Genomic DNA, 26,631 nt, shown 5'->3' on the forward strand with positions numbered 1-26,631 from the left:
AATGAAAAAGAAAAGTCTTGTTGCATTTATTGTATTTATGTTTTTTGCAGTAACTGGCATTTTTGCAGAAGAAGGACCAATAAAAAAACATGGGTGGTATTGGCCGAATGGAATAACTCTTAAAGGACAATTATTTTTTGACATCGCAAATTCATACAAAGAACAGGATGGCTGGGCATTAGTTGATGGCAGAAAACTTCATTACTGGCTCTATGATTCTTATACATACCATGATGGGAACGACAGAAATATTTTTAATAAATATATTCCTTTTTGGGTTGAAAGCATGGGATATGTAATTGATTTTGACAATATAAAAAAATACAACCCAAGTCAAAAAGTTGCTTCCTCTGTAAAAGCTCTGATGAACCAGCGCAACTGCGATGTAAGTGTTGCCCTTGTAACAGACGATTGGCGTGCTGGCAATCATTATGTAGTTATAAACAGCTATAGCAGAGCCAAGCAAATTTATATCACAACAATTATGCCTCTTATTCAGTAATCAAAAATAATCTATAAAAACAGGAGATTTTTATGAAACACACAAAATTTATTCTTGCGGCAGTTTTAGCATTAGCTACAATTGTTCCACTTTCGGCACAAAATAATATGATTCTAGTGAAAGGCGGCACATTCCAGATGGGAAGCAATTCTGAAGAAGATGCCCCAGTACACACAGTTACCGTAAGTGATTTTTACATGAGTCAAACTAAAATCACACTTTATGAATGGATGAGCACAACTGGTGCATATCCAATAGGATATTATAGAGAAGAAATTCCACAAAGCCAGTGGAAGATAACAGCTGCAGGAAACATCAGCTGGTATGATGCAATAGTGTATTGTAATTTTCGGAGCATAGAAGAAGGTCTTACGCCTTGCTATGCCTCTAACGGTTCAAAAGATAATATCAATAATGCAGAAAAACTCCGCGCAGAATATCCAAATATTACTTGCGACTGGAATGCAAACGGCTACCGCTTGCCAACAGAAGCAGAGTGGGAATACGCAGCCCGGAATGAAATAAGAATTTCTGATTTTAACAAAGGAAATCATGAGTGGTGCTGGGACTTGTATTCTAGCGATTATTATAACAAAAGCAAAAATTCAAAAGACCCGCATGGATCAGATTACGGAGAAATGTCTTCTTGGGGAAAAATGTATTTTGACAGAATACTTAGAGGAGGATTAGATGATATGCAATTAGACTTAGGAAATAAGATTCCAACACCTATATACAAAAGACTCAAATGGGAACCAAAGTATTATGACACAGCACTTGGTCCTTACCCACTCTCTTTCCGTGTAGTAAGGAATGCAAAATAAGGTTGCAAACAGCAAAGGCAACTTCGCAAGCCGCTTGGAAATTTCTAAAGTCGCAACTTCAAGTTGATTTTTTTTCAGAAACGCAATAGGCTCTAGTTCCGAAAATATCGTTAAACCATTACATGGAGAAAAAAATGGACAAGAGCTTTATCGTAAATGCGCTTAGGAAAAATGGCGTTCAAGAAGGAATGTGCCTTGAAGTTCACAGCAGCCTTAAAAGTTTTGGTTATGTTGAAGGCGGAGCTGAAACTGTAATCAGCGCGATCAAGGAAAGTGTCGGTTCAGAAGGCACAATTTTTATGCCGGCACTAAGGCTCAGCCCTGCCCTTACGCTCACGGACGAAGACAAAAAACTTGGAATAACCTGCAAAATAAAAATCCTTCCCGACGACAGAAAAAAAAGCGCAATGGGAATTATCGCCAACACTTTCAGGCTGCAAAACGGAACTCTTACAGGAAGCGGAATCATGCAGATTTCAGGCTGGGGAAAACACGCGCAGGAAGCTGTAACTGGCGGACTTAACTTTGCCATTCACAACGGAGGCAAGGCACTACTTTTGGGCGTGGACATTTATAAACTTACCGCAATGCATTATTAGGAAGCGTTGTACCCGCCCTGTTTCATGCTTTTTGAAGGATAGACTTCATATTTCCAGTCGTAGGGCGAGCCGAAAGTTTTTTCGTCACAAAAAAAACTGCCGCTTCATCGCATAAACCTGCAATTTGCTCCAGATGGTTGTACTCAACTTTCACTTGAAATAGTTTGGGGGTTCTGAACAACCTTAATCTTTCTTATCACACAAAATCTTCACAACTTGTAAATTCACTTACGCTTTTATTTTTTATTCAAACCAATTTTCAACACAAAGCGAAAAATGCTCCCTAATAGGTTCATAATCTTTTATATTCCGAGTCACAAGAATCAAGTTGTTCGACATTGCAATAGAGGCAATTTGAGTATCAATAACAGGAGTTGGAGTTCCAGCAGCAATCATCTTTGCCGCAATATGAGAATTCAAGGACGCGGCAGATTCATCATAAGAAAGAACACTGAAATTCGAGTGTACAAAATTTTCAATCGCATCAAAAACCAAATCTTTTCTTTTTCCATGCGGCAACATATCCACACCTTTCAGCAATTCAAACCAGACCGGAGCACATATCGCAGAAAAGCTAGCCTGCATTTCAATTTTTGACAAAACTTTTTCATTTCCAAACGGTTTTGCAAATTCAGAAACAATATTTGTATCAAGCAAATAGACTAGCCCCATGAATTTTCCCTCCCAAAATCAAGGCGTTCCGCATTTCTATTTTCTTCAAGAATTCTATTATATTCTTCACCGGCCTCCGCCAACACCAAAAGCTCATCCTTGCTTAATCCCGCCCGCCATTTGCGCAGCTCCTCCACAGGATTCTTTTTTACAGAGTTTTTGTAGTTCTCATCAAAATCTTTTTTGCTGATTATCACCGCCGAAACCGTTCCGTGCTTTGTTATCTCAACGATTTCTCCATTTTCAGCGTACGTTATGTATTCGCTTAGCCTTGCCTTCACATCATAAAGCGGAGCAGTCATCGCGCCTCCCGTATCAGATTTTTCCGACCATCATATAGTCATATTATAGTCATATTATAGTCATATCGTCAAGTTTAAAATAAAAATCCGGAGGTTACCTTCGCTTCGCAAGGCTCGCTCAGGTCGCTACGTTCCGGGTTCAGTTCATTCCGCTATGCGCTATCCCTAACGCAGAAAGTAGCCTCTGTATTTGGTAAGCAGCTTAGAATTGCGATGCTGTAAAATTTGACTTTATTTAAAAATGACGATACGCTTGAAATAATCTATAAATTATTTCAAGCGTATTCATATTTTTTTCCATCAAAACAAAACAGAAATTACATCAACTATAACTTCTGACCCAGATAAAGTTCCATCTTGTGCAGCTGTTTTGAAGTAGCAGCCCTCCCAAAAGGCGCACTTGTTGAAATTGAAGCCGTAGCTGTTGTAGAGTAGTTATAATGCGGATAATTATTATCCGCTTACAACCATTATGAATTTTTAGAAAAAAACGCGTTTATTTTACTTCTTTCCCTGCTTTCCGAGAATCGGTTTTAATGAATCCCAGAGAATATCTTCACATTTCTGCATTTTATTATTTATATCTGATGCATCGTTTTTATTAATTTCAAGAATCTGAAAAGTAATGTTTTGCTCTATCTGTTTTGCCCATTCAGACAGGTGAAGGGCATAAGTTTTGGGATGACTTTCTGTAAAATGTTCAGCCAAACGAGAAAGAAGTTTTCTGGAACTTCCCACATACAAACATTTCTTTGACTCCATTTTTATATTCAGATTTTGATTATTAAAGCGCGGCAAAAAAACTGATTTGCTTTTTTTTATTTCATTATATTCTTTTTCACTGTATGGAAAATCAGTGTTACTCAAATAGAAAATATATATTCCGCAATCAGATTCGTGCACTGCTTTATATTTTTCTAATGAATCAAAAGTACCTTTGTCTTTAATAGAATCTAGAAAATCTTTTTGTATGTCTTCAAGAATTGAGATTTCTCTCTCTATTCCAGTTAAAATTTTCTCCTTCATAAAATTTTAACCTTTATTTAATTAGAATTCTGATGATATTCATCAATACTAATAACATTATAATTAAAAATTTGAATTACAATATCTTCATTTCCAAGAGTTACTGACCTAAGACGTTTAGAACTGTCAGTAGACACCCCTATATGAGCATTATAATAACCTAAATATGGTTCAATAACATAATTTGAATTGTCAGTTTCAGTCTTTGATATTTCACCTATCGATTCATCCTCTAGATTTACATTTGCATAAAGAACCCACGGAAGTTGAACTTCAGTTCCTTCTTCAAGATTTTTAAAGTCAGGTAAAGTGTTTAAAAATCTTATAGTTTCATCAAACACCAAATAATACGTATCAATACTGCTTACGTTATGCTTAAAATAATCGAATGTTTACTTGGTTCACTTGTAGGATTTGAATCATCACTTGCAGAATTTGCACAAGAGAAAAGCACAAAAGTCATCGCCAAAATAATTAAAATCTTCTTCATTTTTTATCTCCTTTGATTTTTATCAATTTTCATTGATTTCTAAATGCCATCATTCTACATCAAGAGGTCAAAATTCCTTTGAGACTCTTTCCTAAAATTCTTGGGAAAATTTCCCAAACAAAAAACGGGACTTTTGATGTATACTTGATAATAAATACACAAAAGGTGTTTTTTTTATGAAAAAATTTTGCATTTTTTTGTTTTTTTTAAACAATTTACTATTCATCAGTATAGTTTTTTTCTTTTCCAATGGACTATTTCCCATTCAGCAAGAGATTGACTGCCTGCTTTTTTTCTTATTTTATCAATAATACTTTTATATTCATTCTTATCTTCTATCTGAGTCCAGTTACAGCCTTTAATCCCTGCATTTTCAAGATTGATTCTGTCTATTGGAAGATGCGGCGGTTCTTCAATAAAACCTACGCACCAATAATATTTGCACATCATATTCAGAAGTTTCTGACAGGTGCCGAAATTCAATCTATTTCCCAGTTCTATGCTTTTTTCCTGAAGTTCTGCAATATTCTTGATATGCTCTTCTTCTGTTACTTTCCTTTCGCCATAAACTTTTGATAGCTTGTCTTCCAGAAATTCTTTTATGTTTTTTCTAAAATTACCTTTTGCTTTATCTGTAGTGTTTTTATTCCAAACTAAATTATGCTCTGTTGCGGCATTCCACGAGAAAATAAAAAATTCAGTTTTAAGAAATTGCTCTTTTGAATTGCTCATTGATATAAAATCTCCTGTTTTCAGTATTTTGACACCTTCATTCTAGCGCATCAGCTGAAAATTCCTTTGGGACTCTTTCCTAAAATTCTTGGGAAAATTTCCCAAACAAAAACGGGACTTTTGATGTATACTTGGCGCATGAGCAAAAGTGTTGCTTTAACATTGAAGCATGTTTTTAAAATTGAATTACTCATCATCTATGTGGCAATAATCAATTTTGGGTTTTCCATTTATTTTAAGACCTACTCAAACAAAAAGATTTCGGAACTGGATTCTCAGATGCTCAAAGTCCAGCTGGAAGAAAACAGCGGCAATTTTAATCATGATGATTTGATAGAAAAACTCACTTACGATTACGCGCCTTTTACTTATTTTGATGAAGAATTAAAAACTGAACTTTCAGAGATTATTGAACTTCTGGAAACAAATCAGAGCACAATTGAGCCGATAATCACTTTTCAAAACAACATGCACCAGACGCAGAACCGCCTGAACCTTGGCTACGACACACTTTTGTACTGCTCTCTCATCCTCATTATGATTGCAGTTTTTCTGATTGTAGAAAAATCCTTTAAAAACAGAATTGACCTTCACCGCCTTAAAGTTATGAGCGAAGAACAGTCTAAAATCAGCCGCAACCTTCACGACGGTGTTGCTCAGGATCTAGCCGCCCTCAAACTTTATCTTGAAAAGGAAGATATTTCAAAATCAAAGTTTTATGCTCAGCAGGCTTTTAACGAAGTGCGCTATATGATTGGAACCACTCACCTGAACTTAAGTGAAACTTTTGAGGAAATCGTAAAAAAACTTGCGGTGACGCTTGAAGCAAACTACGGGATTTCCACCAAGGTCTTCATCGGTTCAACTAAAATTCAGCATTTAAGCGAAAATGTCCAAATTGAACTCGTCCGCATTTTGCAGGAAGCTCTTTCCAACATCAGCCGTCATGCAAATGCCAGTAACGTGGAAATCCGTTTTGTAGATGGAATCGACGACTTCCGCTTTATTATAAAAGATGATGGCAAAGGTTTTTCGGAAGAAGAAGTTGAACTTAAAAACAAGCAGAGCGCCAAAAAGCATTACGGCGTTTCTAACATAAAAGAGCGAGTGGAACTTTTGGGCGGCACTGTCAATTTTATAAGCGAGGGAGGAACAACAATTGCAATCACAATTAAAGATTCTGTTCGTTGATGATCATGTGGGCTTACGCGACGGCATGACGCAGATGCTTAAAAATAAAGATTCCTCTTTTGATTTTGTGTGCGCAAGTGATTATGAAAGCGCACTGGAAACCTTAAAGGAAAACCGCGGCATCAAAATTGTCATTCTTGATTTGAACCTAGACGGCAGAAGCGGACTTGAATTGATTCCCGAACTCAAAAAGCTTTCTCCCGACATTGCTATTTTGATTTACACCATGTTCAATGATGTGATTCATGTTGAAAATTCTCTTTTGAACGGAGTCTAGGGCTACATTACAAAAGACGCAACAATTGATGAACTTGCCTCTGCAATTACTACTGTTGCAAACGGCAATTCATATTTTAATAAGGCTGCAACTGAACTGATGCAATCCCTCCTTGTAAAACATGGGCGCGAACACGACATCACAAATGATTTGAGCTACCTTTTTGATAACTACAAATCACTTTCCAAAAAAGAGCGTGAAGTTTTTATTCTTCTTTCGCAGGATATGCACGTTGCAGACATTGCAAAAAAGCTCGGTAAATCAGAAAAAACAGTCATTAATCAGCGAACCGAAGTCTATTCAAAACTCGATATTAAAGACAGGCACGACCTTCTTGAAAAAGCAAAACTTCTGGGGCTTACAGTATGAGCGGCAACTTAATAAACAGCAGGTTGCCGGACAAAAACTGGACACCGCGCAGAATAATTTTTACAGTTCTCTTTATAGCAATTTCAATCGGAATAAATTATCTAGGTTCATTTCTGGCGGGATTAATTGCATTTCCTCTTTATCTTGATTCAGTAATGACAATTGCGGTAACTGCTTTGTGCGGACTTGTACCAGGCTTAATCTGCGCTTTTGGTTCAAATCTTCTTTTGTTCATTTTTGCACACACGGGAATCTTCTTTTCTGCATGTCATCTTTCTACTGCGCTGATTGCTTGGCTGGTTTTCCGTGCCGAAAGGAAAAAACATCCTAATGAAAAACTGCTTTCTTCTGACAGTTTTATGTGGGCTGGATTTTTAGCCGCAATCAGCAATTCAATTATCGGCGACACAATTTCGACCTTTGTTTATGGCGCAAACACATCAATTCCGCAGGTTGATAACGCAGTTCAGGGAATCTACGTTGTAATCAGAAGCCTGCCGGTTGCAGCATACATAGGCGGCACAATCACAAACTTTGTAGATAAGCTTGTAAGTGCCACAATTTGCCTTTTTATTTACCGCTTCGTTAAGAAAGTTTTTTCGAACTTACCGTCATTCTGAAACACAACAGATTAGTTTTCCTCTGTCGCAGTAACTTTATTCCAGAAGCCCTCAAAGAATATTCAAAACACCCGGAACACGTAGCAGTTGCAGATAGCAAGGTTCGTCCATTTACAGCAAGCCGTGCCTGCCTGGATTTTGAAATATAAACGAGAGCCAGAATGAAACTCTTCGGTCGCAAGAAAGCAAGGAAAGCTGACCTACAATTCGATCCCGAAACTCAGTATGCCGTAATCCGCTCTTCAATCTGCACTGGAGAAGCGGTATTCGCCGGCGGCATATTGAAAAGTCGCGGAAATCGTTTAATTGTGGTATACTAAAACCATGAGCAAAGCACTTTCTTCAGAAGAAAAAAGAATTCGCCAGACAAAACGCGATGAAAAAAGAATCGAAAAACTTTTAACACCAAAACTTGATGAACGCTGCTACGAAATTCTCCGAATTCTACGAGATGCGCCAAATCATCCAGAAATAAAATACAATTCAAAATATTTTGAAAATCATTTTCAAACTTCAAACATAACAATTCTTAGAGCAATCCGAAGCTTAAAAGACATGGATTTAATAGAAGAAAAACAAATACACGGAAGTTATAAAATCAAAAAAACAGTCGATGAAATCTACTCCAATGAAACTAAAAAAAATATCGCACTTGTGGCAAGCCTAAAAGGCCTTCTACAGCAATACAAAAATACACCAATTTTCGAAAGCATTACAAAACTGATTTATTTTCTTGAACCAAAAGTTGCAAAAGAAGATTCCGTTTTATCTTCCGGGCGCGTAATTGTTTCCCCTCAAATGGAATATGACATCAACGTAAAAAACTGGGATAAAATAAACGAAGCCTTATCAAAAAACCGAAAAATACAATTTCGCTACACAAAACCATACACAAATAATGAAGCAAAGCGTTTGTATGGCCTTTCCAGCTTATTCTTGACAACGGTTCTGTATATCTTTTTGCCTACAGTGAATATGCGGACACAGTTCTTCTATATGATTTGAATTTTATGGCAGATATTGTTATTACAGGCGAAGAATTCAAGCTTCCTAAAAAATACGATTTCAATAACTATTGTGGCGGCGGCAGACTTGGAGCATTTAAAAGCGATAATGTTGAAAAATATAAAATCCGTTTTACAGGATATGCAAAAGATTGGATAAAGCTTCACAAATGGGCAGATGATCAAGAATTTAAGGAAGATAAAAAATCCACAACAATAACTTTTTCCTCAAGTCAATTTGAAAAAGTGCTTCAATTAATTTTTTCATGGGGCTCACAAGCAGAACCACTTGAACCAAAACAACTGGTAAAAAGATGGAAAGAAGAAATCACCGCCTTATGGAAAAAAATAAAATAAATTCAAACTAGTTATCCTTAAATTATTTTATAATGAAAATCTGTATCAAAATCAGTAAGCTCTTTTTGAAGGCAGAAGAATTTTCTAATTTTATTAAGCTCTCTTTTTTTTAATCCACCGTGAAGAATTGTGAATCTGCCTGTATCTTTGTGAAAAACAACGCGTCCGCGAGGAATATAAAAGTATTCAGATTGTAAGTTTTGTGGAATTTTATCAAGTTCCCCGTTTTTCAAAAGCTGTTCCCAGAACTCCGCATGGTCTGAAAGTCCTGTGATACATTCACCATAAGGCAAACCATTTTCAACGGCAACAGAATCCGCAAACAGAACTTCACCATAATAAAACCACCAGATTCCAACAGATGGTGTTTTACAACATAGCATATTATGCAACCTCCTGATGTTTATCATACATTGAACAAAACGAAAATCCTCGACGATTATATCATAAAATATTACGATGTGCTTCATACGCAGGGGGAAATGGCTTTAGTCGAAGATATTTCTGATTTTGTACGTGAAAAAGGAATCGCTGTATGACAGTTTTTCACGGTTCCAACAAGGAAATTCAGGCTCCTGATGTTTCTTTTTCTAAAAACTATTTGGATTTTGGAAAATGATTTTATGTCACAACTTACCAGAATCAGGCTGAAAAGTGGCTTGATTTTGTATGTTCATGCAGAAAGGGCGACAATCTGAATGAATCCTATGATATGATAATCGAAAACGTTGCCAATGATGATGTATTTAAGACTGTGGATATGTATTTCCGAGGTTTATGGGATAAAAACAGAACCATAGAAGAATTAAGATATTATAAAATGAATGACCAAATCTGCATCGTAAATCAGGAAGTTCTTACTGCTGTTCTGAAATTCGAAAAATCCTATTTGGTTGAAAATAAATTACAAATTCAAAAGATTTAACTGAAATTTATAAACAGAATCTCGAAACAGATATTATTAATTATCTTGCGGCATCATTAAAAATAGATTTGCGGGAGGCCATGGATAAATATTATTTCAGTAAACTTGCAAAACAAATTGAATCAAGTGAAAATGGAATAGAAAATCTGGACTACAAAAATCTGGCAGAAGATTTAATCGAAAATGAATTATCTAGTTGAGTCATTCTAAAGAAACTTTAGAATAAATAGATTGTTTCAGCAACTTAGATTCTTCTACATAAGGAATCGCTCCACTTGCTATCATACAGTTATAATAGACCAAACTAACAAAAAACACAACTTGTACGGTTCAAACGTACTAAATTGATAAAAATATGATTTTGTTCGCTACACAAGGACTGAAATATAACTTATTAGAATTACAGTCACTTCACAAAAACAGTGCAGCCACAAACAGAAGCGTTCTTAACGTTGCAAAGGCGGCAAAATTTATTTAAACTGACGGAAAACACCTGTCAGCGAGGTTTATATGCCGCAAAAAATCACGGACGAACAGATTCTAAAAACCGCAATGAGACAGTCGGCAATCGACATGAACTGCTGCGCGGAAGATTTTCTTATGAGCAAAAACAAAGTCGTAATCTCAAAGGAAAATGCGGACGCACGCCGTTACCTCAAGCTTCCGTTCGCCGCAGACCTTGTGAGCTACGGAAACAACATTGTCGCATCCTGCTTGCCCGAACTCTGCGCAATCGTTGAGGAATACATCTCATCCTTCGTGTGGTACCACTGCTTTGAAACGCCGAATATGCACGTGCTTTCCCAAAAGCTGCGTCCGCTCGGATTCGACGTGTGCTTTATGGCGGAATACTGGCTGCCCGACGTGAATAAGCTTTTTTCGGAAACTGAATCCGACAAAAGCAGAAACGACTTCGTCACAAAAATCCTTGAGCCGTGCGATTTTCAGAACCTTTACGTTGACGAATGGAGCAACGCTCTCTGCGCGGACAGAAAAAATCTTGACGTGCTTGCGGTAGCCGCCTTCGATTCGGACTCTAAAAAAACCGTCGGACTTGCAGGCTGCTCCGCGGACTGCGACACGATGTGGCAGATTGGCGTTGACGTTCTTCCCGGCTTCCGGCGAAAGGGAATCGCCTCCGCCCTCACAATGGAACTTGCAAAAGAAACTCTGCGGCGCGGAAAAATTCCTTTCTACTGCTGCGCCTGGTCGAACATCGTCTCCGCCCGAAACGCAATCAGAAGCGGCTTCCGTCCCGCCTGGTGCGAACTCACCGCCAAACCGATTGAGGAAATTGAAAAGATGAATGGGGAAAGGTGAAGATTTTCCGTATCCATGCACATCAATGTTATGCTTAGAAAACAACCGTTGTACTATTAAACAGTACGATGTTTATTTTCAGAGGAAATTAAAGCTTGTGCCAAAATAAATAAAAAAATGCTATTATCTTTGCTTCGTAAAATATACTTGCCATAAAATAAAAAATTCATCACTTCTTCCTCTTTACAAAAATCGCAAGTTGATTTAGACTAACGAGCGTTAGTAATTAAGCGAGGTTTATATGTCGGAAAAAATCACAAAGGAAAGCATTATAAAATCTCTTTTGGACACAGCGTTTTATAAGTCCGCGGGCGGAACAAGTCTTTCTGACATAGCCGAATCGCTTGGAATAAAAAAGGCATCGCTTTACAATCACTTTGAAAGCCGCAGCGACATAATCGAGCGGGCAACTTCTTCCTGCGCCGAATATTTAAAAAGCATTTCATTTATTCCAGCCGAAATTGAAAACGTGGCAAAAAAATATCCTGTTGAAACAGTCCTAAAAGGAATCGTGAGCCGCTACGTAAAAATGCACGAAAAAGCTCCGCTGTTTCAAATTTACACTTTTGTGGAAAGCCAGAAATATTTCGACATAAAAACCGCGCAGATTATAAAGGAAGAAAATGAAAAGCTCGAATCCCAGACTGAAATCGTGCTTGAATGCCTTTTGAATTTGGAAAAAATAAAAATTACAAAAGAGCAAATTCCGGGAATTTCAAAATGGTTCTGCGCCGGAATAAACGACTTTTTAAATCGAAGGCTTTTGGAACGCAAGCAAGTTGTAGTACAAAATCCCAAGAGCGGCGAAGGAGAACTTTTTACACTTCAGTCTGACGACAAGGGAATTGACGAAATCAACAGGCTTGTAGAGCAGTTCAGCAGACTTTTGTGCGCATAAAATTTTTTAAAGATTCTATGAGGAAAAAATGAATCAGATAAATATGCCTTTGATTGACAGCCAGCATCTTTTTTTGCTTTTTATTTTTTATTCTTTTGTCGGATGGATTTGCGAGGAAATCTGGGTTTCTTCACTTTACAGAAAAATCGAAAAACGCGGAATGCTGCACGGTCCGATTTGCCCTATTTACGGATTCGGCGCGCTTATAATTCTTTTTGGAATTTATCCTTGGCGTGAAACTTGGTTCAGGCTTTTTGTGGCATCCGCAATTTTAGCCTCTATTCTGGAGTATTTTTCAAGCTGGCTTTTGGAAACTATTTTCCACACAAAATGGTGGGACTATTCAGCACATAAATTCAATTTAAATGGAAGAATCTGTCTTTTAAATTCATGCGCTTTCGGACTTGGCGGAGTTGCGCTTGAGCATTTTCTGCATCCAATAGCCGTAAACTTGATTTTTGCTCCCAAAATTCAGCCGTTCATTCCTTCAATTTACTATGCGTTCAGTACAATTCTCGGAATCGATGTGATTTTCACGATAAAGCGGCTTGTAAGATTCAGCGAGACAATGGAAAAACTCAAGATGTTCGGCGAGCAGCTCAAGGAAAAATACGGAAGCGAATCTTGGTTTGCAGACACAAACTTGCACACAATGATTCAGTCTGTAAAAGCTAGAATAGAATCCGGCTCAATTCAGGCAAGCGAAAAAATGAGGGAACGGCTTGAAAAATTCTCACGCAGGCAGCACAACGAAGAAAGCCTTTTCAGGAAATTTCCTACAATGTCCAGCCGCGAATATAAACTTCCGCTTGACCACATAAAGCAGACGCTCAAGGAATATATCGAAAAGAAACGCAACGAACGGCTGAGCAAAATCCGCAAATAACTAACACTTTGAAAATTACAACAGATTGCCGTGTCAAGCGCGGCAATGACAAACCGTTTACAAAGCAAAAAACACCAAAATATTGTGATTTTTCTCACATAAAGACGATTTTCAGCGTAAAATCAGCAAATTCTGGCAATTTTTGTAAGCCTTGGCTAAATTTCAATGGAAACGCCTTCTTTTTTCTTATAAAATTAAGTAAATTACAGCAAAATTATTGTGATTTTTCTCACAAATCAAATTAAAAGGGGTACAGAATGTCAAGAGTATACAATTTTAGCGCAGGTCCATCTTGCTTGCCGGAAGAAGTTTTAAAAGAATGCGCGGCGGAAATGCTTGACTACAACGGAAGCGGTCAGTCAGTAATGGAAATGAGCCACCGCTCAAGCACATATCAGGCGATAATTGACCATGCGGAATCCCAAATCCGCAAGCTCATGAAAGTTCCCGAAAACTACAAAATCCTTTTTTTGCAGGGAGGCGGTTCAACACAGTTTGCAATGGTCGCAGAAAACCTTGGAATCCACACAGGAAAAGCAGCTTACATTCAGACTGGAGTCTGGGCAAAAAAGGCGGCGGCAGAAGCAAAACATCTTGGAATAAAAGTTGACATAATCGCTTCAAGTGAAGACAAAAATTATTCTTACATTCCGCATGTTGAAAAAATTGAAGGCGACTACGACTATGCGTATATATGCTTCAATAACACAATAATGGGAACCCACTACGAGTATATTCCGGACACAGGAAAAATTCCGCTTGTTGCAGACATTTCATCCTGTGTTTTGAGCGAAGAGCTTGATGTTTCAAAGTTCGGACTTCTTTTTGCAGGCGCGCAGAAAAACCTTGCTCCGGCTGGAGTTACGCTTGTTATAATCCGTGAAGATTTGATTACAGAAACTCCGCGCGAAGGAACACCGACAATGCTTTGCTACAAAACTCACGCAGACAACGGAAGCATGTACAACACTCCGCCTTGCTACACAATTTACGTTCTCGGAAAAGTTCTTGACTGGATTGAAAAAAATGGAGGAGCTGCAGGAATTCACAAGCTTAATGTTGAAAAAGCAAACTATCTTTACGACTATCTTGACTCAAGCGATTTCTATCACGCCACAGCAGAAAAAGGAAGCCGCTCTCTCATGAATGTTCCGTTCCTCACAAAATATTCAACAGGCTCAAAAGACGAAGCCGACATTGCAAAGGAAAAAGAAATAAATGCAAAGTTTGTAAAAGAAGCAGAAGCCGCGGGGCTTGTAAATCTTAAAGGACACAGGCTTGTAGGCGGAATGAGAGCTTCAATTTACAATGCGATGCCACTGGCCGGAGTTAAAGCTCTTGTTGAGTTCATGAAAAAATTCGCAGAAGAAAACAAATAAGAACGGAGAAAAAAAATGTTTAAGATTCAGACACTAGACAGAATCAGCGCAGTTGGACTTGATAACTTTCCACGCGATGAATATGAAATTGCAAGCGAAATCGTAAAGCCGGACGCAATTCTTGTTCGCAGCCACGATATGCTTTCAATGGAAATTGACCTGAACATAAAAGCTGTTGCCCGCGCTGGAGCAGGCGTAAACAACATTCCGGTAAAAGACCTTGCGCAAAAAGGCGTTGTAGTTTTCAACACACCGGGAGCAAACGCAAACGCTGTAAAGGAACTTGTAATCCTCGGACTTCTTATGGCAAGCCGTCCTGTAATCGCCGCAAATCAGTGGGTAAATTCCCTCGCTGGAAAAGGAGCAGAAATCGCAACACTTGCTGAAAAAGGAAAGAAAAATTTCATCGGACAGGAAGTAAAAGGAAAAACTTTAGGCGTAATCGGACTTGGAGCAATTGGAGCGCAAGTCGCAAACACAGCCGTAGAACTTGGAATGAATGTAATCGGCTACGATCCGTTCCTTTCCGTAGATGCCGCCTGGAGTTTAAATCATCAGGTTAAGCACGCTGAAACATTGGATACTCTTCTTGCAAAAGCAGACTACCTTACTTTCCATGTTCCAGAAACTCCAGACACAAAAGGCTTCGTCAACGCAAATACAATCAAGAACATGAAAAACGGCGTAAAGCTCATAAACATTGCGCGCGGCGGACTTGTAAACAATGAAGATGTTCTTGCGGCAATCAGAGCCGGAAAAATTTCATGCATGGTTACAGACTTTGCGGCTGAAGAACTTATTGCCTGCGACAAAGCAATCTGCCTTCCGCATTTGGGAGCTTCAACTCCAGAAGCAGAAGACAACTGCGCTGTAATGGCTGTAAAAGAACTTCGTGATTTTCTTGAGCGCGGAATCATCAAGAACAGCGTAAACTTCCCAAAGACAACAACTGACAATCCTATTCCTTGCGGCGGAACAAGGCTTTGCATAAGTCACAAAAATGAGCCTGGACTTGTTGCGCAGTTCACGACAATTCTTGGAGAAGCAAATCTCAATATCGAAGGAATGGTAAACCAGAACCGCTGCGAAGTTGCATACAACATTATTGATGTGGCAGGAAAAGTTACAGAGCAAACTTTGGAAAATCTTGCAGCTATAAAAGACGTTACAAAAGTAAGACCAATTTACAACTAAAAATCTTTCATCAAAATGCGTCCCTGCGGAATGAATTTTATTTTACTTTCGCAGGGATTTTTTTATTTTAAATTGTCGAAAAAAATTCATTTTCACGCTAAAAAATAATTCGCAAGACTTCCTAAGATATTGACATATACAGTAGCGTGGTATAGTATAATAAAAAAATTATTACATGGAGAAAACTATGGAAATGGAAGAAAAAAAATCATGCTGCGCAAACAAAACAACAAAACGCCCAGAAGAAGAATTAAGAAAACTTGTAAACAGGCTCAGTAGAATCGAAGGTCAGGTCAATGGAGTAAAAAAAATGCTTCAAAACGATGCGTATTGCACGGACATTCTTATTCAAGTTTCTGCATGCCAAGCCGCATTTAATTCGTTCACAAAAGAGCTTCTTGCAAGCCACATAAAAGGCTGCGTTGCGGAAGGAATTAAAAACGGCGACGAAGAAATTGTTGACGAGCTTGTCCGCACACTTCAAAAACTTATGAAATAACTTTTCTCTTTAGGAAAAAAATGATAAACATAATTTTAGTTTTATTTATAATTGTAATCTTTGCGTTTGCCTTAAGAAATTCAATAAAGCATTTCAAAGGCGAAGGTTCTTGCTGTGGAGGAGATAGCGGAACTTTAGTTGAAAAAAAACACCTTGCAAATCCTGTTGTTGAAAAAAAGACAGTTTTTACAGCAGGAATGAAATGTTCAGAGTGCGCAAAAAAACTATGGAATTCACTGAATAAAATCGAAGAGCTTTCTGTAAAAAAAGTAAACTTCAAAAATGGAACTGCGGTCTTAGAGGCAAGCAGAAATATTTCAGACGAAGAAATCAAATCTGCTGTTGAAAACACAGGATATAAATTTATAAAAACTATTCCATAATAAAAAGGAAATTTCATTCTTGGCTTTTGTCTGTAAGCAATGGAGGTTCGAATGGAAAAATTTCTTATTTCAGGAATGAGCTGCGCCGCTTGTTCTGCTAGAATTGAAAAAGCAGTGGCAAAAGTAAAAGGCGTGGAATCTTGCACTGTAAGCCTTCTTACAAATTCAATGTCCGTGAAAGGAACTGCTTCCGCACAAAGCATAATTCAGACCATTGAAAAAGCAGGATATGGCGCAAAAATTTCAGGCAGTGAAAAAACAAGCAAACCAGAAGAGCAAGAACTTTTGCTAGAAAATTCAGAACTAAAAAATCTAAAAAGCCGCTTAGCAGCTTCATTAATTTTTCTTTTGATTCTCATGTATTTCAGTATGGGCCACATGATGCTGAACTTTCCGCTGCCTGCTTGGATCAACGGAAACCATGTTGCAATGGGGCTTGTTCAGCTTTTGCTTACAATTATAATTTTATTCATCAATAGAAAATTTTTTATAAGCGGAACTAAAGGACTAATCCACGGAACTCCAAACATGGACACACTCGTTGCGCTTGGAAGCGGAATTTCATTTGCGTACAGCACACTGGTTCTTTTTAACATGACTGATGCGGTTCTAAAAGGTGATGAGCTGCGCGTAATGAAATGCATGGACAATTTCTATTTTGAAGGAGCTGCAATGATTGTAACTCTCATCACTGTAGGAAAAATGCTTGAGTCCATTTCAAAAGGAAAAACTACAAACGCCTTAAAAAATCTCATAAAGCTAAAACCTGAAAATGCAACAGTCATACGTGAAGGCAAAGAAATTGTAATTCCAATAAGCGAAATAAAAAAAGACGACGTTTTTATTGTAAAGCCCGGAGAAAATATTCCTGTCGATGGAATTGTAATTGAAGGAGAATCTTCTGTAAACGAATCAGCATTAACAGGAGAAAGCATTCCAGTCGATAAATCTGCAAAAACCGAAGTATATTCAGCAACTATAAATTTAAATGGATTTTTAAAATGCAAGGCATTGCGTGTTGGAGAAGAAACTGCGCTTTCACAAATAATAAAACTTGTAAGCGACGCTTCCGCAACAAAAGCTCCGATTGCAAAAACAGCAGACAAAGTTTCCGGAATTTTTGTGCCATCCGTGCTATTAATTTCAGCAATAACATTTTTTGTCTGGATGATTTGTGGCGCGGAAATCAACTTTGCATTGTCCAGAGCAATTTCCGTCCTTGTTATAAGCTGTCCGTGCGCATTGGGACTCGCAACTCCAGTAGCCATAATGGTCGGAAACGGAGTCGGAGCAAAGAACGGAATTCTTTTTAAGACCGCAACATCTCTTGAGGAAACCGGAAAAATAAAAATTGTCGCGCTAGATAAAACAGGAACAATAACAAAAGGCGAGCCGGAAGTGACTGACATTGTTGCGGCAGATGATATTTCAGAAAAAGACTTGGTGAAAATTGCAGCGTCGCTTGAATCAAAAAGTTCACATCCGCTTGCAAAAGCTGTTGTAAAATTTTATAGCAATTCCACTTTTACCAATGAAGAACTTATTGAAACACAAAATTTTGTTTCGCTTCCGGGAAATGGAATTTCATGCACAATCAAAGGAGAAAAATTTTTTGCAGGCAATTTAGCATTTATAGAAAAAAATGCAGATATTTCATCAATAAAAGAAAAAGCAGCTTTGTTTTCTTCCGAAGGAAAAACACCGCTCGTATTCGCAAAGGAAAATAAAATTCTTGGAATGATTTGCGTTGCGGACAAAATAAAAGATGACAGCGCGAAGGCTGTTTCGCAGCTAAAGGCAATGTCTGTAACTCCGGTTATGATTACAGGCGACAATGAAAAAACGGCGCAGGCAATCGCAAAAAATGCCGGCATAGAAAAAATTATCGCAGGTGTTCTTCCAGACGGAAAAGCAAAGACAATTGCAACTTTGAAATCAAAAGGAAAAACTGCGATGGCTGGAGACGGGATAAATGACGCACCGGCACTTGCAAGCGCAGACATCGGAATCGCACTTGGAGCAGGCAGCGACATTGCAATCGATTCCGCGCAAGTTGTTCTTATGAAAAATTCATTGCTAGATGTTCCGGCGGCAATCCGGCTTAGCAAGGCAACATTGAAAAATATTCATGAAAATTTATTCTGGGCATTTTTCTATAACATTGCAGGAATTCCGCTTGCGGCAGGAGTTTACTACAAGGCATTCGGGCTGCGTTTAAATCCAATGTTTGCGGCGGCGGCAATGAGCCTTTCAAGTTTCTGCGTTGTAACAAATGCGCTCAGACTGAATTTCTTTAAGCCGTATAAATTTTCAAAATCAGAAAATAAATTTCAATCTTTAAAAAGACAAGAGGAGGTTACTATGTCAACGATTGAAAAAACTATAAAAGTTGAAGGAATGATGTGCGGACATTGCGAGGCGCACGTAAAAGAAGCTCTTGAAAAAATAAAGGGAGTTGAAGAAGCCACAGCAGACCATGAAACAGGAAAAGTTGTCTTAAAACTTTCAAAAGAAATCGATGACAAAAAAATTGCAGACGCAGTAAAAAAGGCTGGATACAAAGTGGTTTAAAACAAAAACGCCGTGGTAATAAAAATGTCGCCACGGCATTTTTATTTCATAATAAAAAATTATTCTGTGCGAAATCAAACACTCTTGAAAATCTAGCAAAAATTCAGTGAAATAAACTTATGAAACAAAACAAAAAAATTATTAAGATTATTTCATTATTTGTATTTTTATTTACACTGAATTTTATTCATGCCGAAAAAACTCCAGTCGAAAATTTATATGAATACAAAATGGAAAACGGCCTTACAGTTTTTGCCGCAGAAAATCACACAGTTCCACTGGTCTATATTGAGATTGCAATACGCGCCGGAGCTATAACACAAACTCCGCAGACCGCAGGACTTTTTCATTTGTATGAGCACATGATGTTCAAGGGAAACAAACTTTACAAAGATGCGGCATCAGTGAACAGGGCTCTTTCTAATCTTGGAGTTGCAAGCTGGAACGGAACAACAGGAATAAACCATGTAAATTATTTTTTCACAGTACCTTCAAACAAACTTGAAGAAGGACTTGCATTTTGGAATGCGGCGGTTCGCTCTCCTCTTCTTAATGAACAGGAACTTGAAAATGAAAAAAAAGTTGTGCTTTCGGAAATTGAAGGCGGAAAATCAGACCCATCAAAAATCTTTTATAGCTACTTAAACAAAAAACTTTTCCCTGATGCGCCATACAAACTTGATTCAGGCGGTTCATTTGACGCTGTAAGAAATGCAAATTCAACTCAGCTAAAAGAAATAAAAGGAAAATATTACATTCCAAAAAACGCCGCTCTTTTTATTGGCGGAGACATTCAACCTGAAGAAACTTTCAAGCTTGCAGAAAAAATATTCGGAACTTGGAGCAACAACGATTCAAAAATAGAACCTTCAGCTCAGCAAAGGAAAGAGCCTTTTGCAAGCACACAATTTTGTGTAATGCCTTTTGACAAGATCACAAGGGAACTTGCGCAGATTATGATCCAGTTTAGAGGTCCAGACGCAGATTTTGATTTGCAAGACACTTACGCCGCGGATTATCTTATGTATCTTTTGTCAGAGCCAAACGGAAAGTACATTCAGTCACTTTATAAAAATCCAGAATTTAAAATTCCAGACTTCAACAATTCATGGGCGCAGTATGCCACAGTAAGGGCAAACGGACTTTTTGAATTCGGAACAATTGTAACAGAGCCGGAAAATTTGCTTCCAGAACGAGCAGAAAAAATTCTTTTAGAAATTCAAAATTCAATTATTCCGAAAATTGCAAATGAAAAAAAATTCTTTACAGAATCATACAAGTCAAAAATCATAGAGCAATTAAAAGACAGTCAGACACAAGCAACAGAAACTCCGTCAGAACTTTTAACAAGCATCCGAAGCTGGTGGACGAATACAAATGCAGAATATTTTTTCAACTACTATGACAACCTTTCAAAAGTTACGCAGGACGATGTAAAAAGAATTATAGAAAAATATATATCGGGTAAAAAACCTCTCGTAAGCGTTCTTTTAAATCCTGAAATTTACAACAGCACAAAAAAAGATTTCGAAAGCGAAGGATTCTATGAAGTCCGTTCCGATGAAAAAAGATGGTGGCAGGAAAAACAGTTTGAATTAAAAGAACCAGTTCAAAATTCAAATTTTAAATTTACAGAAGAAAAAAATATTTACATTCCGCAAGAAAATCAATCTAGCAAAACTGAAAATAAAATTTCAAAACGGAATATTGAAATTAAAAAACTTAAAAACAAAATTCCTATTTACATAAACAACACAAGCGATAAAATTATTTCTATTGCTATTCTTTGTCCGGGCGGAGTTGAAAAACTTACACCAGAAACATCAGGAATGGAAACAACATTATTCTCTTTTATGGCGGATTCTTCCAAAAAGTTTTCGTACAAAAAGCGTACAGAAATTTCATACGACACAAATTCCAGTATAGGATATTTTTCAAAACTTTCCGGAAGCGCTCTTTACTTAAATGCAATGGACAAGCATCTTGAAAAAATACTTCCAGTTTTTCTGGACGGATTTTTAAATCCTGCATTCAAGCAAAATGAATATGAAAACACAATCAATGCTTTGCGCCAAAGAATACAAGGAATTTTCAACGACCCGGAATCTTTCTTAGCTTTCACAATTTCAAATGAACTTTACAAAGACCATCCTTATGAAGCAAAAACTTTTGCAACTCCTGATTCAATAAAAAATATTACAATAGAAAATTTAAAAAAATATCACAAAGAACTTTTGGCAAATGGAAATTTTTCAGTTGTTGTTTCTGGAAAAATCGATTCAGACTTTTTAATTAAAAAACTGAACAGCACAATTGGAAAATTAAAATTTTCAAACGAAGAAACAAAAAGAAAAATCATACAGCCAATCAGCATCAAAAAAAATGCGCCGGTCACTCTTCGGCATCCGTCAGCAGAAGGAACTGCATACATTACAAAAGTCTTCGCTTCGCCTGCAAACACTGAGCCAGATTTTATTCCATGCGTGCTTGCAGGAAACATTTACACAGATATTCTTTTTAATGTTGTAAGGGAACACTACGGAATTTGCTATTCTCCGCAGAGTTACGTCATTGGCTCAAAAGCACCTTATGGAATTGAGCATTTATTTAAAGTTTCTGATTTCATCAATTTTGAAAAGGCCATGACGGAAGCAAGAAATTATATGTCAAATGACAAAATCGTAGAAAAAACAAATGCGGACGGAAGCTATGAATTTTCAACAATTGAACAAAATTTGGAAGGCTACAAAAATTCGTATATAAATCAAACTTACCAAAGCCAGCAAACCAGCGCAGGATTAGCTTCAATAATGGGTTACAACTTGATTCAGTTCAACGACATTGACTATGACTTAAAGCAACTAGAGCAAATCAAGCGAACTACAGCTCAGGAAATTCTCCATGTTTTCAAAAAATACTGGATTGAAAATCATTCCGCTTGGTTCGCAATAACTGGCGAAGACACAACTTTAAATTTTGGCGAGCAGGAGCAATAAGGCCTTTAAACGGAAACTTTCTTATACGGATGATTTTTTGCATCTTAAGCTGGCTTATAATTTCATCCATATCTGAATGCTCATAAATATTCACTGAACAATTTTTCCCAGCTGTTTTATTCAAGGCAATCATTGCTTCTTGATTCAATTCATCTTGAGTAAAACGGTTTGGATTTTTTCTTACAAGCTCCATGACAATTTTTGCATCAGGCGCAATTTTTTTATCTGATTTTCCAGAGCAAACATCACAGCCATCGCACGCAGCCTGTTCCCCGCCTAAAGCGTCCAATAAAATTTGACGGCGACAAGTTTTGCTTTCTGCAAATTTCTGCATAACTTTTCTTCTGTCGTTTTCTTTTATTGCTGAAAATTTTTTATGGTCATAAAAACTCCAAAGCAATATCGCATTTGAAATTTCTCCATCTCTTCCGCCACGACCAGCTTCCTGAATATAAGATTCCGCGCTTGGACTTGGTTCCAAATGAATGACAGTGCGGATATTTTTCTTGTCCACTCCCATTCCAAAAGCGCAAGTACAGCACAAAATTGCATCGTCTTTTGGATAAAACCATTTTTCAACTTTTTGCTTTTCTTCACGACTCATTCCGGCATGATAAAATTTCACTTTGTCGTTTCCGCAGTAAGCAGAAAGTTCTCTTGCCATGTCTTCCGATTTTGCACGAGTTCCACAAAAAATAATCAGCGGCTTTTGTTCCGTAAGTGCAAGTAAAAAGGCAGTCCGTTTTTTCGCATAGCATTTTATAACCTGATAGTGAATGTTCGGACGATCGCTTTCACTTCTTACAATTTTTGCTTCTCCATCAAAAAGAACTTCAGAAACTCTTGAAAGAACATTTTCTGAAGCAGTCGCAGTAAAAGCGGTTACAACAGGCGGATTAATTTTCTTTATAACTTTTCCAAGATTTAAATACGCAGGCCTAAAAGAATCGCCCCACTCGCTTACACAATGAGCCTCGTCAATTGCAATGTGAACAATTCCAAATGAACAAAGCCGCTCCAAAAGATTTTTATTTTGCAACGCCTCTGGATTTGTAATTATCACTTTTGCACCGTTCTTTATGCGCATAAAATTTTCTTCACGCTCCAAATCAGTCTGTCCGCCACGAAACACAACGCAGTCAAGACCGCCTTCATCCATTCTTCTTTTTTGATCTGAAATAAGCGCGAGCAAAGGATAGATAACAAGCGTAGGTTTATCTAAAAGCAAAGCCGGAGCAAGAAAGCAAAGCGATTTTCCAGCTCCTGTCGGAAGCAAAACAATCTGCCGCCCGTTCGAGCAGACATCATCTTTTAAAATGTCATTTCCTGGATTTGCCGAATCCAAAATATTTGCAATTACAATTCTCTGCCACGGAAAAAAATATGAAATGCCAAACGTCTTTTTTGCCGCCTGCAGAACTTCATCAGAATCCAAAGTATTTTCTTCTTCCGATTCTGGAACTGAATAAAACTCATCATTGATTTCTTCTGCCATAAAGTCCTCTTTTTATTTGCGCAAAAAAAACTGCCTAATAAATTTTACTTTACTAGACAGTCTGATTTTTTCTAACAAACACTTTATTGCTTAAGAAAAACAAAAAATGCAGAATCAACTGCAAAAACTTTTTTCCTTTAAGAATTATTTTTCCGCGCGGCAAATTCCTTCATCTTTTCAAAAAGAGATTTTGCGTCAGGACACTTCAAAAGCTCTTCAACATTTTTTTCATCACGCAGAATGTAGCTCATAGAAGAAAGCAAAAGCATGTGCGGCGAAGAAGTTTTTTTCGGCGAAACAATCATAACAAACACCTTGCACTTTTCTCCATCAAGAGAATCAAAGTCCACTCCATTGCGGCTAATTCCCAAGGCAACGCAAGTGTGGGTAACAGCGTCAGATTTTCCATGCGGGAAAGCGACTCCGTGCTGCATTCCAGTGCTCATAATATTTTCACGCTCACGAACATCAGCAAGAACAGTCTCCCAGTTGCGCACAGCCCCGGAATTTGCAAGAAGCATAACCATTTCCTGAAGAATCTGTTCTTTTGTAGTTCCCTTCAAATCCACAGAAACAGCGTCCGGCGCAAAAAGCTTAAGGATGTCGGAACTTGTGCGGCTCACTTCGCTCTGATCAAAAAAATTTATTTTTTCAGGAACATAGTTTTCCTTTAAATCCTGAACAAGATTTCCAAGTCGAATTAAAACTTCGTACATTGCGTTTTTTACAAAACCTGAATCTTCCGCGCTTGTTTCAATTTTTACAACAGATTCAGTTTCTGTAATTGAAAGAGAAATTCCATCTTTTCTTGCCTGAGAAATTCCATCGGAAATATTCATCATCTGAACATAAAAACCTTCGCTTCTAAGATCCTTAAGGAAAATGTCAATTACAAGGTCTGCAATTTCATCAGAACCAAAGTCCCAGGTAAACGCAACGTTATCTGTTGAGCGCGCTTCTTTTTTTGTTCCCTTTCCGTTTATAGAAAGAGATGCAGAAATAAGAGGAGGCGCAAACAAAGTTGTAACAAGCGTCATAAGAATAACAACGCCGAACATCTGCTCGTCAAGGATTCCAGCTGTAAGACCGATTCCAGCAATAATAAGAGCAACTTCTCCACGAGGAATCATTCCGCAGCCAATTCTCAAAGCTCCCTTCAAGTTAAAACCGAATCCCAAGGCAGGAAGTCCGCAGCCAACAACTTTCGCCATAACCGCAAGCAAAGTGTAGAACGCGCCGAATGCAAGAACATTCTTGGACATAAGCTCGCGCATATTCACCATCATTCCCATTACAGCAAAAAACAGCGGAACAAAGAATTTGTAAAGTCCGTGGATTCTTTCCTGAATAATCGCCGCAATGTCTGTTGCAGAAAGCGAAAGTCCTGTAATGTACGCGCCGATAATCATCGCAAGACCCTGCTTTTCAAAGAAGCCTCCAAGAAGCAACGCAATTCCCAAAGCGCAAATCGAAAAATCATAAGAATGCTTGAAGATCTTTAGGAAGTTTGCAATTTTCTTTGAAAACACAAGACCCGCAGCAGTAAACACAAGCCATATTCCAAAAGCGCGCGCCGCAATCAAAAGAATCTTAACACCGTCAATTGAAACCTGTCCGCCTTCGGAACTCAAAGCCGCGACAATTCCCATTACTACAGCAAGAAGAATAATTCCAAGAACATCGTCAAAAACAGCAGAGGCAAGAATCGTAACGCCTTCCGGAGAATCCATCTTCTTTTTATCAGACAAAATGCGCGCCGTAATTCCTACAGAAGTAGCAGTGGACATAATTCCAAGGAAAAGGCACCTTACATCCATTATTCCGCAGCCAAAAACCATCATTCCGGCAACATCGCCCAAAAGGAACGAAGCAACAACTCCGCCAAGACCAATTACGCCGCCAGCAAGTGAATAGCGCAAGAAAAGCGCAAGGTCAGTTTCAAGGCCGGAAGCAAAAAGCAAGATAACAGAAGCCACGATAGAAAAGCCGTAAAGCTCAGGAGTTACAGCAAGCGAAACAGAATTCAAACTGAAAATTCCAGACGGAAATCCAGGAAGCGGAATTGCTCCCAAAGCGTAAGGCCCAATAACAACACCGGCAATCAGCTCGCCAAGAACTGATGAAATTCTAGCTTTCTTAGCAAGAAATCCAAAAAAGCGGACAGCAAAAAGCAAGACTCCGATTTGAATAACAAGATTTCCCATCCGGGCTGTAATATCGCCTTCCATAAAAAAAGCCTCCGTGTAAAAATATAAGTCCGTATTTTATAACCTTTTTTAGACCTATACAATAAGGGCATCTTTAAAAATGTAATGCGAAAACTGAAAAATTATTTTTTTGCCACAATAACCATTGTTTTGGCGTTTTGGTCGTAAGGCTCTCCGCAAAATCCTCCTAAAACCTGCGCAGAAGAAAATCCGCACTCTTTGCAAAGAATGTCGCGCAGCTCTGCGGCGGAATAAAGGCGCTGGACAAATTCGTGCTCAATTCGTTTTCCGTCCTTGCCAATCAGAATCCATTTTGAAACCAAGCCTTCCCATGCGCCCTGCACTTTGAATTCCGTAAGAACTGTCATTCCGGCGCGCTCGAACCATTCGCCTTCTGTAAAATATTTTACGGCAGTCTCGCGGCTTATGCATTCAAGCACAAAAGTTCCACCTTTTTTAAGGGCTGCATTCACTTTTTTTAAGATTTTTATGTCGTCGCTGATTCTGTCGCAGTAGCCAAAAGAATTGTAAATGTTCACGGCGGCATCAAACTTTTTGCGTGAAGAAAAAACTCTCATGTCCTTGTTTATAAATTCAATCTGGACACCTTCGTCTTGCGCAGTTTCAGATGCCGCATCCAAAAACGGCTGAGTTATGTCAACACCGGTAACGTTCAGCCCAAGAAGAGCAAGTTCCACGCTGATTCTTCCAGGTCCGCAGCACACATCCAGCACGGAATTTCCTTCAGAAAGTCTTGCAAGATTCATCACGCTTTTTGCAATTCCTGCCGCCTGAGCCCACTGCTGCCCGTCAAACATAATAGGACCGTAATTCAGCCAAAAATCTTCGTTTTCAAACCATTCAGTTTCAGTTTTTTCGTTTTTCATTGTCCATTCCATATTGAGTTTGTTTG

30 protein-coding genes and 1 pseudogene are annotated in these 26,631 nt (G+C 38.1%); 21 read left to right on the top strand and 10 right to left on the bottom strand.

The window, feature by feature from the left end; genetic code table 11:
• Nucleotide 1 precedes the first annotated feature (1 nt).
• From TRESU_RS11415 to TRESU_RS11425, 3 genes are all read left to right on the top strand, one after another.
• Nucleotides 2-502 (top strand): hypothetical protein, encoded by a 501-nt coding sequence (locus TRESU_RS11415; RefSeq protein ID WP_013702365.1) that lies wholly within the window; start codon nt 2-4, stop codon nt 500-502.
• 32 nt (nt 503-534) lie between these two features.
• Nucleotides 535-1,326 carry a formylglycine-generating enzyme family protein gene (locus TRESU_RS14390; protein WP_013702366.1) on the top strand — a complete coding sequence of 264 codons (792 nt, stop codon included), beginning with the start codon at nt 535-537 and terminating at the stop codon, nt 1,324-1,326.
• Nucleotides 1,327-1,460: 134 nt separating this feature from the next.
• The gene (locus TRESU_RS11425) at nt 1,461-1,925 is read left to right on the top strand and encodes an AAC(3) family N-acetyltransferase (RefSeq protein WP_013702367.1); all 465 of its coding nucleotides are present in this window, start codon (nt 1,461-1,463) and stop codon (nt 1,923-1,925) included.
• A 243-nt stretch (nt 1,926-2,168) separates the two neighbouring features.
• On the opposite strand, the gene TRESU_RS11430 is transcribed toward TRESU_RS11425, so the two are convergent.
• The 6 genes from TRESU_RS11430 to TRESU_RS11450 form a co-directional block, all read right to left on the bottom strand.
• Nucleotides 2,169-2,597: a type II toxin-antitoxin system VapC family toxin gene (locus TRESU_RS11430; RefSeq protein ID WP_013702368.1), complete on the bottom strand. Its 429-nt coding sequence runs from the start codon at nt 2,595-2,597 to the stop codon at nt 2,169-2,171.
• Entirely contained in the window at nt 2,588-2,899 is a 312-nt protein-coding gene (locus TRESU_RS11435; protein WP_013702369.1) for a type II toxin-antitoxin system Phd/YefM family antitoxin, read from the bottom strand. Before TRESU_RS11435 ends, TRESU_RS11430 begins: the two co-directional genes overlap by 10 nt.
• A gap of 501 nt (nt 2,900-3,400) precedes the next feature.
• Nucleotides 3,401-3,925 carry a hypothetical protein gene (locus TRESU_RS14395; RefSeq protein WP_013702370.1) on the bottom strand — a complete coding sequence of 175 codons (525 nt, stop codon included), beginning with the start codon at nt 3,923-3,925 and terminating at the stop codon, nt 3,401-3,403.
• Between the two features lie 17 nt (nt 3,926-3,942).
• Nucleotides 3,943-4,266: a hypothetical protein gene (locus TRESU_RS11445; protein ID WP_013702371.1), complete on the bottom strand. Its 324-nt coding sequence runs from the start codon at nt 4,264-4,266 to the stop codon at nt 3,943-3,945.
• A gap of 23 nt (nt 4,267-4,289) precedes the next feature.
• Entirely contained in the window at nt 4,290-4,415 is a 126-nt protein-coding gene (locus TRESU_RS15835) for a hypothetical protein (RefSeq protein ID WP_013702372.1), read from the bottom strand.
• Between the two features lie 225 nt (nt 4,416-4,640).
• Nucleotides 4,641-5,147: a hypothetical protein gene (locus TRESU_RS11450; RefSeq protein WP_013702373.1), complete on the bottom strand. Its 507-nt coding sequence runs from the start codon at nt 5,145-5,147 to the stop codon at nt 4,641-4,643.
• Nucleotides 5,148-5,285: 138 nt separating this feature from the next.
• Here TRESU_RS11450 and TRESU_RS11455 point away from each other — a divergent pair, with 138 nt between their 5' ends.
• From TRESU_RS11455 to TRESU_RS11480, 7 genes are all read left to right on the top strand, one after another.
• Nucleotides 5,286-6,338 (top strand): sensor histidine kinase, encoded by a 1,053-nt coding sequence (locus TRESU_RS11455; protein ID WP_169309768.1) that lies wholly within the window; start codon nt 5,286-5,288, stop codon nt 6,336-6,338.
• Entirely contained in the window at nt 6,307-6,615 is a 309-nt protein-coding gene (locus TRESU_RS11460) for a response regulator (RefSeq protein WP_041612075.1), read from the top strand. The genes TRESU_RS11455 and TRESU_RS11460 overlap by 32 nt, the downstream gene beginning before the upstream one ends.
• 99 nt (nt 6,616-6,714) lie before the next feature.
• On the top strand, nt 6,715-6,984 hold the full coding sequence (locus tag TRESU_RS11465; RefSeq protein WP_041612076.1) for a helix-turn-helix domain-containing protein: 270 nt from the start codon (nt 6,715-6,717) through the stop codon (nt 6,982-6,984).
• Nucleotides 6,981-7,604, top strand: a complete 624-nt coding sequence (locus tag TRESU_RS11470; RefSeq protein WP_013702374.1) for a hypothetical protein — start codon at nt 6,981-6,983, stop codon at nt 7,602-7,604. The genes TRESU_RS11465 and TRESU_RS11470 overlap by 4 nt, the downstream gene beginning before the upstream one ends.
• Nucleotides 7,605-7,642: 38 nt before the next feature.
• Nucleotides 7,643-7,753: a Dabb family protein gene (locus TRESU_RS14760; protein ID WP_245535736.1), complete on the top strand. Its 111-nt coding sequence runs from the start codon at nt 7,643-7,645 to the stop codon at nt 7,751-7,753.
• A gap of 175 nt (nt 7,754-7,928) precedes the next feature.
• On the top strand, nt 7,929-8,609 hold the full coding sequence (locus TRESU_RS11475; protein ID WP_041612077.1) for a hypothetical protein: 681 nt from the start codon (nt 7,929-7,931) through the stop codon (nt 8,607-8,609).
• Nucleotides 8,610-8,614: 5 nt separating this feature from the next.
• Nucleotides 8,615-8,965: a WYL domain-containing protein gene (locus TRESU_RS11480; RefSeq protein WP_041612078.1), complete on the top strand. Its 351-nt coding sequence runs from the start codon at nt 8,615-8,617 to the stop codon at nt 8,963-8,965.
• Nucleotides 8,966-8,982: 17 nt separating this feature from the next.
• Here the strand turns inward: TRESU_RS11480 and TRESU_RS11485 are convergent, their stop codons facing one another.
• Complete coding sequence (locus TRESU_RS11485) at nt 8,983-9,348, bottom strand: hypothetical protein (protein WP_013702375.1); 366 nt, start codon at nt 9,346-9,348, stop codon at nt 8,983-8,985.
• A 3-nt stretch (nt 9,349-9,351) separates the two neighbouring features.
• Between TRESU_RS11485 and TRESU_RS14765 the strand changes: the two genes are divergently transcribed.
• The 11 genes and pseudogenes from TRESU_RS14765 (at nt 9,352) to TRESU_RS11545 (ending at nt 22,016) form a co-directional block, all read left to right on the top strand.
• Complete coding sequence (locus TRESU_RS14765; RefSeq protein ID WP_081454793.1) at nt 9,352-9,504, top strand: DUF3791 domain-containing protein; 153 nt, start codon at nt 9,352-9,354, stop codon at nt 9,502-9,504.
• A 98-nt stretch (nt 9,505-9,602) separates the two neighbouring features.
• Nucleotides 9,603-9,890 (top strand): annotated as a pseudogene (locus TRESU_RS15840) (DUF3990 domain-containing protein); the annotation flags it as partial.
• Between the two features lie 510 nt (nt 9,891-10,400).
• Complete coding sequence (locus TRESU_RS11500) at nt 10,401-11,210, top strand: GNAT family N-acetyltransferase (RefSeq protein WP_013702376.1); 810 nt, start codon at nt 10,401-10,403, stop codon at nt 11,208-11,210.
• A 241-nt stretch (nt 11,211-11,451) separates the two neighbouring features.
• Nucleotides 11,452-12,108: a TetR/AcrR family transcriptional regulator gene (locus tag TRESU_RS11505; RefSeq protein WP_013702377.1), complete on the top strand. Its 657-nt coding sequence runs from the start codon at nt 11,452-11,454 to the stop codon at nt 12,106-12,108.
• A 28-nt stretch (nt 12,109-12,136) separates the two neighbouring features.
• Nucleotides 12,137-12,994: a putative ABC transporter permease gene (locus tag TRESU_RS11510; RefSeq protein WP_013702378.1), complete on the top strand. Its 858-nt coding sequence runs from the start codon at nt 12,137-12,139 to the stop codon at nt 12,992-12,994.
• A 257-nt stretch (nt 12,995-13,251) separates the two neighbouring features.
• Nucleotides 13,252-14,373 (top strand): 3-phosphoserine/phosphohydroxythreonine transaminase, encoded by a 1,122-nt coding sequence (gene serC, locus TRESU_RS11520; RefSeq protein ID WP_013702379.1) that lies wholly within the window; start codon nt 13,252-13,254, stop codon nt 14,371-14,373.
• Between the two features lie 15 nt (nt 14,374-14,388).
• Nucleotides 14,389-15,567: a phosphoglycerate dehydrogenase gene (locus TRESU_RS11525; RefSeq protein WP_013702380.1), complete on the top strand. Its 1,179-nt coding sequence runs from the start codon at nt 14,389-14,391 to the stop codon at nt 15,565-15,567.
• Nucleotides 15,568-15,754: 187 nt separating this feature from the next.
• Nucleotides 15,755-16,066: a metal-sensing transcriptional repressor gene (locus TRESU_RS11530; protein WP_013702381.1), complete on the top strand. Its 312-nt coding sequence runs from the start codon at nt 15,755-15,757 to the stop codon at nt 16,064-16,066.
• A 20-nt stretch (nt 16,067-16,086) separates the two neighbouring features.
• Nucleotides 16,087-16,449 (top strand): heavy-metal-associated domain-containing protein, encoded by a 363-nt coding sequence (locus TRESU_RS11535; protein WP_013702382.1) that lies wholly within the window; start codon nt 16,087-16,089, stop codon nt 16,447-16,449.
• A 51-nt stretch (nt 16,450-16,500) separates the two neighbouring features.
• A complete protein-coding gene (locus TRESU_RS11540) occupies nt 16,501-19,020 on the top strand; it encodes a heavy metal translocating P-type ATPase (protein WP_013702383.1) in 2,520 nt (839 codons plus the stop codon).
• A 119-nt stretch (nt 19,021-19,139) separates the two neighbouring features.
• Nucleotides 19,140-22,016, top strand: coding sequence for a M16 family metallopeptidase (locus TRESU_RS11545; protein ID WP_013702384.1), 2,877 nt, complete (start codon nt 19,140-19,142; stop codon nt 22,014-22,016).
• Here TRESU_RS11545 and TRESU_RS11550 read toward each other — a convergent pair.
• The 3 genes from TRESU_RS11550 to TRESU_RS11560 form a co-directional block, all read right to left on the bottom strand.
• Complete coding sequence (locus TRESU_RS11550; RefSeq protein ID WP_013702385.1) at nt 21,928-23,511, bottom strand: RecQ family ATP-dependent DNA helicase; 1,584 nt, start codon at nt 23,509-23,511, stop codon at nt 21,928-21,930. The genes TRESU_RS11545 and TRESU_RS11550 overlap by 89 nt on opposite strands.
• Before the next feature lie 137 nt (nt 23,512-23,648).
• Nucleotides 23,649-25,739, bottom strand: coding sequence for a cation:proton antiporter domain-containing protein (locus tag TRESU_RS11555; protein WP_013702386.1), 2,091 nt, complete (start codon nt 25,737-25,739; stop codon nt 23,649-23,651).
• A 101-nt stretch (nt 25,740-25,840) separates the two neighbouring features.
• Nucleotides 25,841-26,605, bottom strand: a complete 765-nt coding sequence (locus TRESU_RS11560) for a class I SAM-dependent methyltransferase (protein ID WP_013702387.1) — start codon at nt 26,603-26,605, stop codon at nt 25,841-25,843.
• Between the last annotated feature and the right edge of the window lie 26 nt (nt 26,606-26,631).

The organism is Treponema succinifaciens DSM 2489, from assembly GCF_000195275.1.
Lineage (GTDB): Bacteria > Spirochaetota > Spirochaetia > Treponematales > Treponemataceae > Treponema_D > Treponema_D succinifaciens.

Excerpts from the sequence above, each read along its gene's own strand:
- TRESU_RS11415 (WP_013702365.1), top strand. The coding sequence starts at position 2 with ATGAAAAAGAAAAGTCTTGTTGCATTTATTGTATTTATGTTTTTTGCA.
- TRESU_RS14390 (WP_013702366.1), top strand. The coding sequence starts at position 535 with ATGAAACACACAAAATTTATTCTTGCGGCAGTTTTAGCATTAGCTACA.
- TRESU_RS11425 (WP_013702367.1), top strand. The coding sequence starts at position 1,461 with ATGGACAAGAGCTTTATCGTAAATGCGCTTAGGAAAAATGGCGTTCAA.
- TRESU_RS11430 (WP_013702368.1), bottom strand. The coding sequence starts at position 2,597 with ATGGGGCTAGTCTATTTGCTTGATACAAATATTGTTTCTGAATTTGCA.
- TRESU_RS11435 (WP_013702369.1), bottom strand. The coding sequence starts at position 2,899 with ATGACTGCTCCGCTTTATGATGTGAAGGCAAGGCTAAGCGAATACATA.
- TRESU_RS14395 (WP_013702370.1), bottom strand. The coding sequence starts at position 3,925 with ATGAAGGAGAAAATTTTAACTGGAATAGAGAGAGAAATCTCAATTCTT.
- TRESU_RS15835 (WP_013702372.1), bottom strand. The coding sequence starts at position 4,415 with ATGAAGAAGATTTTAATTATTTTGGCGATGACTTTTGTGCTTTTCTCT.
- TRESU_RS11450 (WP_013702373.1), bottom strand. The coding sequence starts at position 5,147 with ATGAGCAATTCAAAAGAGCAATTTCTTAAAACTGAATTTTTTATTTTC.
- TRESU_RS11455 (WP_169309768.1), top strand. The coding sequence starts at position 5,286 with ATGAGCAAAAGTGTTGCTTTAACATTGAAGCATGTTTTTAAAATTGAA.
- TRESU_RS11465 (WP_041612076.1), top strand. The coding sequence starts at position 6,715 with ATGCAATCCCTCCTTGTAAAACATGGGCGCGAACACGACATCACAAAT.
- TRESU_RS11470 (WP_013702374.1), top strand. The coding sequence starts at position 6,981 with ATGAGCGGCAACTTAATAAACAGCAGGTTGCCGGACAAAAACTGGACA.
- TRESU_RS11475 (WP_041612077.1), top strand. The coding sequence starts at position 7,929 with ATGAGCAAAGCACTTTCTTCAGAAGAAAAAAGAATTCGCCAGACAAAA.
- TRESU_RS11480 (WP_041612078.1), top strand. The coding sequence starts at position 8,615 with ATGGCAGATATTGTTATTACAGGCGAAGAATTCAAGCTTCCTAAAAAA.
- TRESU_RS11485 (WP_013702375.1), bottom strand. The coding sequence starts at position 9,348 with ATGCTATGTTGTAAAACACCATCTGTTGGAATCTGGTGGTTTTATTAT.
- TRESU_RS14765 (WP_081454793.1), top strand. The coding sequence starts at position 9,352 with ATGCAACCTCCTGATGTTTATCATACATTGAACAAAACGAAAATCCTC.
- TRESU_RS11500 (WP_013702376.1), top strand. The coding sequence starts at position 10,401 with ATGCCGCAAAAAATCACGGACGAACAGATTCTAAAAACCGCAATGAGA.
- TRESU_RS11505 (WP_013702377.1), top strand. The coding sequence starts at position 11,452 with ATGTCGGAAAAAATCACAAAGGAAAGCATTATAAAATCTCTTTTGGAC.
- TRESU_RS11510 (WP_013702378.1), top strand. The coding sequence starts at position 12,137 with ATGAATCAGATAAATATGCCTTTGATTGACAGCCAGCATCTTTTTTTG.
- serC (WP_013702379.1), top strand. The coding sequence starts at position 13,252 with ATGTCAAGAGTATACAATTTTAGCGCAGGTCCATCTTGCTTGCCGGAA.
- TRESU_RS11525 (WP_013702380.1), top strand. The coding sequence starts at position 14,389 with ATGTTTAAGATTCAGACACTAGACAGAATCAGCGCAGTTGGACTTGAT.
- TRESU_RS11530 (WP_013702381.1), top strand. The coding sequence starts at position 15,755 with ATGGAAATGGAAGAAAAAAAATCATGCTGCGCAAACAAAACAACAAAA.
- TRESU_RS11535 (WP_013702382.1), top strand. The coding sequence starts at position 16,087 with ATGATAAACATAATTTTAGTTTTATTTATAATTGTAATCTTTGCGTTT.
- TRESU_RS11540 (WP_013702383.1), top strand. The coding sequence starts at position 16,501 with ATGGAAAAATTTCTTATTTCAGGAATGAGCTGCGCCGCTTGTTCTGCT.
- TRESU_RS11545 (WP_013702384.1), top strand. The coding sequence starts at position 19,140 with ATGAAACAAAACAAAAAAATTATTAAGATTATTTCATTATTTGTATTT.
- TRESU_RS11550 (WP_013702385.1), bottom strand. The coding sequence starts at position 23,511 with ATGGCAGAAGAAATCAATGATGAGTTTTATTCAGTTCCAGAATCGGAA.
- TRESU_RS11555 (WP_013702386.1), bottom strand. The coding sequence starts at position 25,739 with ATGGAAGGCGATATTACAGCCCGGATGGGAAATCTTGTTATTCAAATC.
- TRESU_RS11560 (WP_013702387.1), bottom strand. The coding sequence starts at position 26,605 with ATGAAAAACGAAAAAACTGAAACTGAATGGTTTGAAAACGAAGATTTT.